General features: G+C 70.1%; 11 protein-coding genes. 2 read left to right on the top strand and 9 right to left on the bottom strand.

Annotated features, from left to right (window positions below):
• Positions 1–38: 38 nt before the first annotated feature.
• The 8 genes from ACFW0G_RS15210 to ACFW0G_RS15175 form a co-directional block, all read right to left on the bottom strand.
• Positions 39–929, bottom strand: a complete 891-nt coding sequence (locus ACFW0G_RS15210) for a universal stress protein (RefSeq protein ID WP_378325806.1) — start codon at positions 927–929, stop codon at positions 39–41.
• On the bottom strand, positions 926–1,546 hold the full coding sequence (locus tag ACFW0G_RS15205) for a CBS domain-containing protein (protein WP_378325805.1): 621 nt from the start codon (positions 1,544–1,546) through the stop codon (positions 926–928). The genes ACFW0G_RS15210 and ACFW0G_RS15205 overlap by 4 nt, the downstream gene beginning before the upstream one ends.
• A 128-nt stretch (positions 1,547–1,674) precedes the next feature.
• Entirely contained in the window at positions 1,675–2,811 is a 1,137-nt protein-coding gene (locus tag ACFW0G_RS15200) for a mandelate racemase/muconate lactonizing enzyme family protein (protein ID WP_378325804.1), read from the bottom strand.
• Entirely contained in the window at positions 2,808–4,196 is a 1,389-nt protein-coding gene (locus ACFW0G_RS15195) for an aldehyde dehydrogenase family protein (protein ID WP_378325803.1), read from the bottom strand. Before ACFW0G_RS15195 ends, ACFW0G_RS15200 begins: the two co-directional genes overlap by 4 nt.
• Positions 4,193–4,768 (bottom strand): thiamine pyrophosphate-dependent enzyme, encoded by a 576-nt coding sequence (locus ACFW0G_RS15190; RefSeq protein WP_378325802.1) that lies wholly within the window; start codon positions 4,766–4,768, stop codon positions 4,193–4,195. Before ACFW0G_RS15190 ends, ACFW0G_RS15195 begins: the two co-directional genes overlap by 4 nt.
• Positions 4,769–4,770: 2 nt before the next feature.
• Positions 4,771–5,313, bottom strand: a complete 543-nt coding sequence (locus ACFW0G_RS15185; protein WP_378325801.1) for a thiamine pyrophosphate-binding protein — start codon at positions 5,311–5,313, stop codon at positions 4,771–4,773.
• A 233-nt stretch (positions 5,314–5,546) separates the two neighbouring features.
• Positions 5,547–6,266 carry a GntR family transcriptional regulator gene (locus ACFW0G_RS15180; protein ID WP_378325800.1) on the bottom strand — a complete coding sequence of 240 codons (720 nt, stop codon included), beginning with the start codon at positions 6,264–6,266 and terminating at the stop codon, positions 5,547–5,549.
• Positions 6,267–6,308: 42 nt separating this feature from the next.
• Positions 6,309–7,655 carry an MFS transporter gene (locus ACFW0G_RS15175; protein ID WP_378325799.1) on the bottom strand — a complete coding sequence of 449 codons (1,347 nt, stop codon included), beginning with the start codon at positions 7,653–7,655 and terminating at the stop codon, positions 6,309–6,311.
• A 434-nt stretch (positions 7,656–8,089) separates the two neighbouring features.
• Between ACFW0G_RS15175 and ACFW0G_RS15170 the strand changes: the two genes are divergently transcribed.
• Together ACFW0G_RS15170 and ACFW0G_RS15165 are read left to right on the top strand one after the other, a co-directional pair.
• Positions 8,090–10,147: a phosphocholine-specific phospholipase C gene (locus ACFW0G_RS15170; protein ID WP_378325798.1), complete on the top strand. Its 2,058-nt coding sequence runs from the start codon at positions 8,090–8,092 to the stop codon at positions 10,145–10,147.
• Between the two features lie 85 nt (positions 10,148–10,232).
• Positions 10,233–11,519 (top strand): class I SAM-dependent methyltransferase, encoded by a 1,287-nt coding sequence (locus tag ACFW0G_RS15165; protein WP_378325797.1) that lies wholly within the window; start codon positions 10,233–10,235, stop codon positions 11,517–11,519.
• Positions 11,520–11,537: 18 nt separating this feature from the next.
• Here the strand turns inward: ACFW0G_RS15165 and ACFW0G_RS15160 are convergent, their stop codons facing one another.
• Positions 11,538–11,819 carry a hypothetical protein gene (locus ACFW0G_RS15160; RefSeq protein ID WP_378325796.1) on the bottom strand — a complete coding sequence of 94 codons (282 nt, stop codon included), beginning with the start codon at positions 11,817–11,819 and terminating at the stop codon, positions 11,538–11,540.
• Positions 11,820–11,989: the final 170 nt, after the last annotated feature.

Here is an 11,989-nt window from a genome sequence, read left to right as displayed (position 1 = left end):
CACATCGGACTCGAATGGGGTGACCGGACATCGCCCGGTCACCGGGTCACCTCCGGGCGCACGACCAGCACCGGGCAGTCGGCGTGCTGCACGAGGGCCTGACTGGTCGAGCCCAGCAGCATGCCGGTGAAGCCACCGCGTCCGTGGCTGCCGACCACCACGAGCCGGGCCCGCTCGGCCAGTTCCAGCAGCGCGTGCCGTGGCCGGTCCATCCGCAGGTCACGGCTGACCTCGACGTCCGGGTACTTCTCCCGCCAGCCCGCGAGCCGCTCGGCCAGCAGCCGTTCCTCGCCGGCCATCAGCGACTCCCACTCGGGCAGCAGCCGGGCCGTGGCGCGAGCGGAGTCGTAGACGACGTCACTCCACGCGTGCAACGCCACCAGCGGCGCGTTCCGCAGCGACGCCTCCTCGAACGCCACGGCGATCGCGCGCTCGCTGGTCGGGCTGCCGTCGATCCCGACCACCACCGGACCGTCCACCGGGACCTCGCCGCCGTTCGCACGCCCCCGCACCACCGCGACCGGGCAATGCGCGTGCCCCACCAGCGCGGACGTCGTCGACCCCAGCACCGTCGACAGGAACTGCCCGTACCCGGAACTGCCCACGACGAGCATCCGCGCGTCCCGGGACTGCTCCACCAGCAGCGGCACGGGCGCCTCCGGCTGTGTCCGGCCCTCGATCCGCAGATCGGGCCGCACCGACCGCGCGAGTTCCGCCGCCTCGCGGACGAAACCTTCGCTCGCCTGCTGCAGATCGTTCAGCATGCTCTCCCCGAGCGGCGCGCCACCGCCGTAGTACAGCCCGGCGATGTTGACCGCGCTCACGATCCGCAGCACGTCGCCGTGCACGGCGGCGGTCGCCGCGGCCCAGGCCACGGCCCGGTTCGCGCCGTCCGAGCCGTCGGTCCCGACCAGGATGGTGTCGGTCATCGGGTGCTCCCCTCGTGTTCGGAAACGACCCGGGCGTCCACCACGCCAGGCACCGCCTGGGCCAGCAGGGTCGCCACGTGCCGGTCGGTTTCGTCGTCGTAGGCGTCGACCACCCGGACGACGCCGTCCGCCACCTCGACGGTCCAGCGGTCCGCTCCGCCGTAGATCTCCAGGTGATGCCGGACGTCGTTCAGGATCGCATGATCGTCCCGTGCCAGCACCCGGACGATGTCACCGCGGGTGACGATGCCGATCACCCTCGCGCCGTCGACGACGGGCATCGCACGGATACCGGACTCGACCAGCGCACGGGTCAGGTCGGCGACGTCGGTGCCCGGCGACATCCCGGTCGCGGGGCTGGTCATCAGCGCGCCGACGGTCGATCCGGGATCTTCGCGCCGGGCGCGGTACTCGGCGTCGCGACGGTGGCGCGGATCGGCAGGGACCCGGTCGCGGATCAGATCCGCCTCGGTGACGATGCCGATCAGGCGATCGTCGTCGTCCACCACCGGAAGGGCGGTGAACCCGCGCGACGAAAGGATTTCCGCCGCCTCCTTCGCCGTCGTCGCGGTACCGACGGTGATCACCGGCGAGGTCATCACGTCCCGGGCTCGCATGGGCAGCCTCCCTGCTCGTTGCCTGAACCCGACGGTATTCCGGCCGATCCCCGCCGCACCGCGTTCCTTGGTCACCACCGGACGGGACCTAGGTCCCATCGGTCCACAGTGGACCAGGAGGTGACGCGTCAGTAACCGATCTCGAACTTCGCCACGGTCTCCTCGTCGAACTCGATGCCCAGGCCCGGCCGGTCCGGGATCTCGACCAGGTTGTCGCGGTAACGCAGCCGGGTCTCCGGCGTGAGCAACAGCTCGAAGTTGTAGATCCCCTTCTCCAGCGCGAAATACTCGACGACGAGCGTGTTGGCCACCGCCGCGGTGAGGTGGACGTGCAGGTTGTGGTGCCAGTGCGGCGCCATCTGCACCCCGAAGCTGTCCGCGGTGTGCGCGACCCGCAGCCATTCGGTCACCCCGCCCACGACGGCGGCATCCGCCTGCAGGATCGCCGCCGCCCGTGCCTCGATCAGCCCGCGGAACTCCCAGCGGGTCTGATGGATCTCCCCGGTGGCGACCGGGGTCGTGATGCGAGCGGCCAGCTCCCCGTGTCCCGCGACGGCTTCCGGCGACAGCGGTTCCTCGAACCACCACAGTGGACGGTCGCCGGCGGCCCGTTCGAAGGCCTCGATCGCGACCTGGGCTTCCCGGACCGTCCGGTAGGCGTTGTTCGCGTCGAGCGCGAGCCTGCCCCGATCGCCGATGGCCTCGACCGCGGCCGCGACCCGGCGGGCGTCCTCGGCCACGGAAAGCCCGCCCACCTTGATCTTGTGGTCGGTGAAACCCTGCGCGGAGTTGAACGCGATCTCGTTCACGACGGCCTCGGTCCACTCGCCGTCGTCCGGCCGGTAGTAGCCGCCCGAGGCGTAGGCGGGTTGCGGGGTGGTGGCCCCGCCGAGCAATTTCGCCAGCGGCTGCCCTGCCCGCCGGGCCTTGAGGTCCCACAAGGCAATGTCGATGGCCGACAGCGCCCTGATCACCGCGCCACGCCTGCCGGCGAGCAACGTCTCCTGGTAGGCGCGGCTCCACAGGCCCACGACGTCGTCGACGTCGGCACCGGCATACCCGGGCGCGAGCAGATCGTCCACCGCCGCCTTGGTGACGAACGCCCCCGCGGTCCCCGCGTAGGTGTAGCCGACGCCGCGATTGCCCGCGTCGTCGTGGACTTCGACCAGTACGTACTGCCGGGTGCCCAGCTCCCGGTTGGACATCCGGGTCGGCTTGTCGACCGGGACACCGATGGCGCGGGCACGAATCCTGCTGATGGTCACGAGTTCTCCTTACGGGCGGGGAAGGCCGTGCGCACGGCCTGGAGGTTGGCGAATTCGGTGATTCCGGCGCGGCCCAGCTCGCGGCCGTGGCCGCTGGCCTTGACCCCGCCGACCGGTAGCCGCGCGTCGGACTCGGAAACGCGGTTCACGAAAATCGAGCCGGTGCCGATGCGCTCGGCCACCGCCAGCGCCCGGTCGGGGTCACCACTCCAGACCGCGCAACTGAGCCCGTAGCGGGTGGCGTTGGCCGCGCGCACGGCGTCCTCTTCGGACTCCGCGGGGAACAGAACCGCCAGCGGGCCGAAGGTTTCCTCCTGGAACGCTGGTCCGTCCACACCGGACACTTCGATCGCGGTGGGGCGGAACCACGCGCCGGGCCGTGAGTCCGGCGCACCGCCGGTCAGCAGCCGGGCACCGGCCCGCAGCGCCGCGTCCAGCTGACCGCGCAGGGTGTCGCGGAGGTCGGTCCTCGCCATCGGTCCTATGTCCACACCGGACTCTCGCGGATCGCCGACCACGAGCTCGCCGATCCCGGCGACCACCGCTTCGGCGAATTCCCCGTATACCGCCCGGTGCACGATGAGCCGTTTCGCCGCGATGCAGCTCTGCCCCACGTTGAGGAACCGGGACCGGACCGCTGCGCGGGCGGCGGCGGGGACGTCGGCGTCGGGCAGCACGACGAACGGATCGGAGCCGCCCAGTTCCAGCACGGTCTTCTTGACCGCCGCGCCGGCGCGGGCCGCGACAAGCGCGCCGACGCGGTTGCTCCCGGTGAAGGCGACCGCCGCCACCCGTGAATCGTCGATCAGCGCCCCGGTTCGCTCCGGGGGAAGGACGACGCTGCCGAGGACCCCCTTGCCGAACACGTCGTCGAACAGCCCGGTCAGCCGCTCCGCGCTTCCGGTCACGTTGTCCGCGTGTTTGAGCAGCACCGTGTTCCCGGCCGCGACAGCGGGCACCATGGACCGGATCACCTGCCAGAACGGGTAGTTCCACGGCATGATCGCCAGCAGCGTGCCGAGCGGGCGCAGCCGGACGACGCCCGAGTCCGGGGCGAGGTCGATCCGCTCCGGCGCCAGCAGTTCCGGCAGCCGCTCGGCGTAGAAGGCGCACGTCCGGGCGCATTTGGCGATCTCGGCCAGTGCCTGGTCGATCGGTTTGCCCATCTCGGCGGTGATCAGCGCGGCGTATTCGGCGCGGCGCGCGGTCAGCTTGTCCGCCAGTGCGCGCAGTGACGCCTGCCGCCGAGTCACCGAAGATCCGCCCCAGCACGCGCCCGCGGTCACCGCGGCGTCGAGTGCCGCGTCCAGCCGACTGTCCGATGTGTACGGATAGCGGCCGAGGACCGCGCCGGTGGCCGGATCGATCGTGGTCACACCGCTCATCGGCCCGCCCCTGCCAGCCAGTCCTGGAACCGGCGGGCGAGGACCACCGGATCGGCGAGCAGCTTCGGCACCTCGGCCGCGTTGCCCGGCTCGATCCGGACGTGCAGGAACACCGGGCCGTCGGCGACCAGCGCCGCGGCGAACCCGGCGCGCAGCTCGTCCCGGTCGCGCGCCTCGGACACCGTCCACCCGGCTGCCTGGGCGAGCGCGCCAAGATCCACGCGATCCGCGTAGGTCGGCAGGTTCGCGGTCGCGCCGTAGACGCCGTTGTCCAGCAGTACCAGGAGAAGCTTGTGCGGGGCGAGATAACCGCCGGTGGGCAGCACGTTCGGGTTCATCAGCAGCGAGCCGTCACCCTCGATCGTGACCACTTTGGACACCGGGCTGTCCGCGAGCGCGAGCGCCAGCCCGGTGGCCACCGACCCGGCCAGGCCCATCGAGTCCAGCAGGTAGAGGTGGTTCGGGCGGTCGGCCACCGCGGCCAGCTCGCGGCTGGAGGCCGCGCAGGTGACCACCACGGGCAGCCGCCCGGTGAGTTCGGCCAGTACCGTCAGCGCGTCGATACGTCGCATCACTACGCCGCCTTTCCGTCGGTCGCCCAAAACTGGGTGAGCACGACGACCGGGCGGAAGGTCATCCGCGCGTGCTCGCCCGCCTCCTCGGTCACCGCGGCCCAGCCCGCCGGGCCGCTGCGCCGGTCCAGCTCGAAGAACCGCAGTCCGACGGCGTCCAGCAACCGGGGAACGTGCTGGCTCACGGTGTGGATCATCGAGTTGTACTCACCGAGCCCGCCGCGCGTGTTCGCGACGATCAGCAGTGGCAGGTGATAGGCGAGGTTGAACGTCGCCAGCGCCGTCAGCGCGTTGCCGAATCCGTTGTCCTGCATGACGATCGCGCCGAACTTGCCGGCCAGCGGCAGCGCACCGAGCACGCCCATGGCCTCTTCTTCGACCGACAGCGGGAACACCCGCGCCGAGCGGCCCTCCGCGCCGCCGTCCGCCTCGACCAGCTCGGTGATCACCGGGGCGACGCTGACCGAGGGCACGTACCCGACGAGATCCGGCCGCGCCGCCCGGATCCCCCTGGCCAGCGCCGCCGCGTATGTCTCGGAACTCAAGACCCATCCTCCTTTGGTGGCGAGCTACATTTAACAAGTAGCATGCTACTCATTCGCAATAGAAGGCCTCCCGCGTGTGACTTGCGGCGCAGGACTCGAGCGTTCCGGCCGGTTCCCAGTGCGCGGTGGTGCGACAGGCCCGGCGCCGGTATGTCGCGAACGCTCCGTTCGGGACGCTCAACGTCGGCAACGGAGCGTTCGCGACATCGAGCGAACGGCGTCGGCGAGCGGCTCTAGGGAATGACGCGGTCCTCGGCGGGCACCGCGATCTCCACCCAGCGGCGCCATTCGGCCACCAGGCCCCGGTCGTCACCGCTGGTGTGCTCGACCAGCAGGTCGCCGGACCGGACGAGATGCCGCCGCATCGCGCTCGCGGCGGCCCGGCCGTCGCGGCGCCGCAGCGCGTCGACGATCGCCCAGTGATCGCCGAGCGCGACGTCGATCGGCTGGTACTGCGGCACGCTGAACCGGCCGTCCAGCGCGAGGGTCTGCCGCAGCTCGGCGACGAACTTCGCCAGCCGCGCGTTGCCGCTGGCCTCGAGAATCAGCGTGTGCAACCGCTCGTCGGCGGCGAAGTACTCCGGACCGCCGTCGGCCCGTTCCTTCATGATCTCGTACTGCGCCAGCAGCGCGGCGTCGTCCCGGCCGGTCATCACCGCCGCCGCGCTCTGGCACGCGGGCGGTTCGAGCAGCACCCGCATACTGCACAGCTCGACGATGCCCCGGCCGTCCGGGCCGAGGATGCGCGCGCCCCGGTTGCGCTCGATCCGGACCAGCCCGAGATCGGCGAGCTTCAGCAGCGCCTCCCGCACCGGTGTCCGGGACGCGCCGAACCGTTCGCCCAGCTCCCGCGAGGAGTACAGCAGTCCGCGCTCCAGGCCACCGGACCGGATGGCGTCCCGGATCTCCGTGGCGATCTGTTCGCTCTTGCTGTCGAGTGGCTCGGTGGTCACGGGGCTCCCGGTGCGGCGCGGCTGGTCCGGCCAGCATAAAGGTCAGCGGCCGGCACCCGGGCCCGGCACGCCCGCCGCCTCGGGCGCCCCGCGCGCCCGCCGCCGCGACCACCACAGCCCGCCGATCACCAGCACCGCCAGCACGTTCGCCGACGCCATGACCCCGATGGACAAACCGGTGTTCCCCCCGGAGACCTGCTGGATCCAGCCGACCGCGAACGGGCTGAGGAATCCGGCGGCGTTGCCCAGCGAGTTGATCAGCGCCACCCCGCTGGCCGCGCCCACGCCCGCCAGGAACGCCGTCGGCAGCGACCAGAACAGCGGCTTGGCGGTCTCCGCGGCCATCGTGGCCACGGTGATCGCGCCGAACGCGAGCGCTGGCGTCCCCAGTCCGGCCGCGCTCACCGTGAACATCAGTACCGAGACCAGCAGGGCCAGCACCACCGGCCGCGCGGAATCCGTGCGGCGCACCCGCCTGCCGGTCACGAACATGGCGACGGCGGCCGCGAGGAACGGCACCGCGGCCAGCCACCCGACCTGCACCGTGGTCAGCGAGTGGCCGACGCCCTTGATCACCGACGGAAGCCAGTAGGCGAGCGGATAAGCGCCGCACTGCACCAGGAAGTACACGACGGCGAGGACGAGGACCCGCCGGTCGCGGAACACAGCGCGATGCGTGGACGGACCGGCCGCGCCGCGTTCCCGTTCCTCGTCCGCCAGCGTCGAAGTCAGCCACTCCCGTTCCGCGGCGCGCAGCCAGCGCGCGTCGGACGGCCGCTCGGTCACCGTCGTGAAGAAGACGACGCCCAGCAGGATCGCCGGGATCCCGCCCAGCACGAACACCCACCGCCAGCCTTCGAGTCCGAACACGTGGTCCATGCCCGAGAGGATCCAGCCGTTGAGCGGTCCGCCGATCGTGCCGGCGAGCGGGATCGTGACCATGAACGTCGCGATGACGCGGGTCCGCTCGCGGTTCGGGCACCAGCGGGCGAGGTAGACGAGGATGCCGGGAAACAGGCCCGCCTCCGCGATTCCGAGCAGGAAACGCATCACGTAGACCATCTCGACGTTGGGCGAGAACGCCATGATCGTCTCGACGATCCCCCAGGTGACCATGATCCTGGTCAGCCAGATCCGCACGCCGACCCGCGCCATGATCATGTTGCTCGGCACCTCGGCCAGCACGTAGCCGACGAAGAACACCCCCGCCGCGAACCCGTACTGGGCCGCCGACATGCCGAAGGTCTTCTCCAGGCCGAACTTGGCGAACCCGATGTTGGTGCGGTCCAGGTAGTTCACCACGTAACAGAGCATGAGCAGCGGCACGATCCGCCACATCACCCTGCGCATCGTGTGTGCCCGGACGGCGTCGGGAACCTGCGCCACCATCGCTCACATCCTTCACCGTTGAAGTACGACAGCCAAGACACGTGAAGTAGCATCCTTTATTGGCAGAGTGGCATGCTACTTCGCCTCGACAGGTGAGACAAGGTGCTTCGGCTGATTCCGGCAGCGCGCTCAGCGACCACGGAGATGTCCGGGACACATAGCGGACGAGTCCGTCCCTTGCGGATGGCGACACCCAGAGCATGCCCCGAACGGGCCGCCGGGGATGATCAACGTCCACAACGAAGCGTTCGCGACACCACATCACGGGCACTCGAACTGCGCGAAAGTGCTCGAAAACGCGCAATACACACCGCATTCACCAACTTTTCGCCGGTGAAGCGTGGACACCAGCACGCTAAACATGTACAAATGTCCACGACCAGCCGCCGCTATGAGGCGCGTCACATCCCGCAGGGTGCGAGAGGACCGACGACATGGCCGAACTCAACCGCAGACGGTTCCTCCAGATCGCCGGAGCGACCGCAAGCCTCACGGCGTTGTCGGACAGCATCGCCCGCGCCGCCGCCATCCCCGCCGCGCGCCGCACCGGCACGCTCGCCGACGTCGAGCACATCGTCGTGCTGATGCAGGAGAACCGCTCCTTCGACCACTACTTCGGCTCGATGAAAGGCGTCCGCGGCCTCGGCGATCCCCGGCCCATCACGCTCGACAGCGGCAAACCGGTCTGGTACCAGTCCGACGGCGGCAAGGACGTGCTGCCCTACCATCCCGCCGACTCCGGCCTGGGCATGCGCTGCATCGAGGGTCTCGACCACGGCTGGACCGGCGGGCACCGCGCCTGGAACCAGGGCAAGGCCGACCAGTGGATCCCGGCCAAGACCGCGCGGACCATGGCCTACCTGACGCGCGAGGACATCCCGTTCCACTACGCGCTCGCCGACGCGTTCACCGTCTGCGACGCCTACCACTGCTCGCTGAACGGGCCGACCGACCCGAACCGGTACTACATGTACACCGGCTACGTCGGCAATGACGGGAAGGGCGGCGGCCCCGTCATCGGCAACGAGGAGGCGGGCTACGGCTGGACGACCTACCCCGAGCGCCTCGAAAAGGCGGGTATCTCCTGGAAGTTCTACCAGGACATCGGGGACGGCCTCGACAAGGCGGGCAAGTGGGGCTGGATCGACGATCCCTACCGCGGCAACTACGGCGACAACTCCTTGCTGTACTTCACTTCCTACCGCGACGCCAAGCCCGGTCAGCCGCTCTACGACAAGGCACGCACCGGCACCAACGCGAAGAAGGGCGACGGCTACTTCGACGTCCTCACCGCCGACGTCAAGGCCGGGAAACTCCCGAAGATCTCCTGGATCGCCGCGCCCGAAGCGTTCTGTGAACACCCGAACTGGCCGCCGAACTACGGCGCCTGGTACATCTCCCGCGTCCTCGAAGCACTCACGTCCAATCCCGAGGTGTGGAGCAAAACCGTCCTGCTCATCACCTACGACGAGAACGACGGCTTCTTCGACCACGTCCCCCAGCCCTTCCCGCCGTCATCGGCCGCCCAGGGCCTGTCCACCGTCGCCACCACCGGCGAGCAGTACCCCGGCAGCCCCGGGAATCCCGCCGGCCCCTACGGCCTCGGCCAGCGTGTCCCGATGCTCGTCGTCTCGCCATGGAGCACCGGCGGCTTCGTGTGCTCCGAGGTGTTCGACCACACCTCGATCCTCCGTCTCATGGAAACCCGTTTCGGTGTGCGCGAACCGAACATCTCGCCGTGGCGGCGCGCCGTCTGCGGCGACCTCACCTCCGCCTTCGACTTCACTCTGCAGCGCCCCGCGAAGCCCGCGCTGCCGAGCACCGCCGCCTACGAGCCCCATGGCAAACCGCCGGCGGAACCCGTCTACCGCTCCACCCCGCCCGCGCATCCCGTGCTGCCCAAACAGGAACCCGGCGCGAAACGCACCCGTCCGCTCCGCTACGCGCCCTGGACCGACGTGGCCGTGTCTCCCGCGATCGGCGGTCTGACCCTCACCTTCGGCGGTGGCCCGGCGGGCGTGTGCTTCCACGTCCGGTCCGGCAACCGGAAGGACAGCCCGTGGACCTACACCACCGAAGCGGGCAAGACGATCGCCGACACCTGGCACACCGGTGGGCAGCAAGGAAAATACGACCTCACGGTGCACGGTCCGAACGGCTTCCTGCGCGGCTTCGCCGGCCACACCACGACCGCGGGCCCCGAGGTCACCGCCCGCCACCGCCCCGCGAACGACGCCGTGGAACTCGTCATGACCAACACGGGCACGGCCGAGTGCCGCCTGAGCCTCACCGAGGCCTACCGCGGGCGGAAGGCGACCTTCACGGTGAAACCGGGACAGACCGTGTCCCACACCGAACCCCTCGGCGAAAGCCACCACTGGTACGACATCACCGTCACTTCCAGCACGGACAAGGCGTTCCTGCGCCGCTTCGCCGGGCACGTCGAAGACGGCAGGCCCGGCACCAGCGACCCGGCCATCATCGTCCGCTGACCGGTCCGGCGCGCCCGGCCACGAACGGGTACCCGGTTGCCCGCGGATACGCGTCGTCGCACACTGCTCCCCAGGGAGGTGTGCGATGGCGCGGAAGGCGGACCGGCTGGCGGCGGCCATGACGCCGGTGCTCGGCGAACCGCTACCCGTGCGGATACGCGCCTGGGACGGCAGCGAGGCCGGGCCCCGAGACGCGCCCGCACTCGTGTTCCGTCACCGGCGTGCGCTGCGGCGCCTGCTGTGGCGGCCGGGCAAACTCGGCCTGGCCAGGGCGTGGGTCGCGGGCGACCTCGACGTCGACGGCGACCTCTTCGACGCACTGGAGCGGCTGGCCGGATTCGTCGACGAGCACGAGGTCGCCCGGTCGTGGCACCACGAGGCGCGCCGTGCGCTCGCGACAGTGCGGGACCCGCAGGCCGTGGCCGCGCTGCGCGAGATGGTGGTGCTGGCCGGTGGTCCCGGTTTTCCCCCGGCGCCACCGCCGGAGGAGAACCGGCGGCGCCGCGGCGCACGGCACAGCGTGGGGCGTGACCGCGCGGCGATCAGCCACCACTACGACGTGGGCAACGACTTCTACGCGCTGCTGCTCGGCCCGTCCATGGTGTATTCCTGCGCCTACTGGAACGGCAAGGACGGCCCCCTCGGCACGCTGGAGGAGGCCCAGGCCGCCAAGCTCGATCTGGTCTGCCGCAAGCTGGACCTGCGCGAGGGCGATCGGCTGCTCGACGTCGGCTGCGGCTGGGGTTCGATGGCCCTGCACGCCGCCCGGCACTTCGGCGCCCGCGCGGTGGGCATCACCATTTCCGCCGAACAGGCCGCGCTGGCCCGCGAACGCGTCAACCGGGCCGGGCTGTCCGATCGGGTGGACATCCGGATCCAGGACTACCGGGAGATCACCGACGGTCCGTACGACGCGATCTGCTCGATCGGGATGGCCGAACACGTGGGCTCGGCCCGATATCGCGAGTACACCGACGCGTTGTACGGCCTGCTCGAGCCAGGGGGACGGCTGCTGAACCACCAGATCTCCCGCCGCCCGACGCCGGACGAGACCACCTATCGCCTCGACGAGTTCATCGACCGGTACGTGTTCCCCGACGGGGAACTGATGCCGCTCGGCACGACAGTGAAGCTGATCGAGGACACCGGCTTCGAGATCCGGCACGTCGAAGCGCTGCGCGAACACTACGGGCCGACACTGCGTGCCTGGGTACGGAACCTGGAAACGCACTGGACCGAGGCGACCGGCCTGGCCACGCCGGGACGGGCCAGGGTCTGGCGGCTCTACCTCGCCGCCTCCGCGCTCGCCTTCGAGCAGAACCGGATCGGGGTCAACCAGGTACTCGCCGTCCGTCCCGCCCGGACCGGGTGACGGCAGTGCCGCCGATCGCTAGTCGATGTGTGCCAGGGCGGCCTGAACCGACGAATACAGTTTCTCGAAGTCGGGTGCCTGGCGCCGGGTGAACTTGACGCTCGTCGGTTCCATTTCGTGAATGAGGACGTCGAATTCGCCCTTGAACCACGCCCGCGGTGGCCGGGTGCGCACCCGGACGACATCTCGCAGCGGGATACTGGTTTGCTCGTGCGTCGCGTGCAGGCGACGGAACATGATCATGTTGCTCTCGATGCCCACGGTCCAGCCGTGGCCGGTAGCTTCAATGCGACCTTCCATTGCGCCACTCCTAGGTCCGGAGAGTGTCGGAAACAGCGATCCAGTTGTTCGCGCGGGAGGTATGGCGTCGCACCGACAGTGTACGCCGATCGCGTCGGTGTACCGCGCGACGATTCACGCCTCTCCTGGGAATACCCACCCCTATGGATGTACCGGTCCTGCCGGGCACC

The sequence above is a fragment of the Amycolatopsis sp. NPDC058986 genome (assembly GCF_042741125.1).
Taxonomy (GTDB): Bacteria; Actinomycetota; Actinomycetes; order Mycobacteriales; family Pseudonocardiaceae; genus Amycolatopsis.
This window is presented reverse-complemented; position numbering and strand designations above follow the sequence as displayed.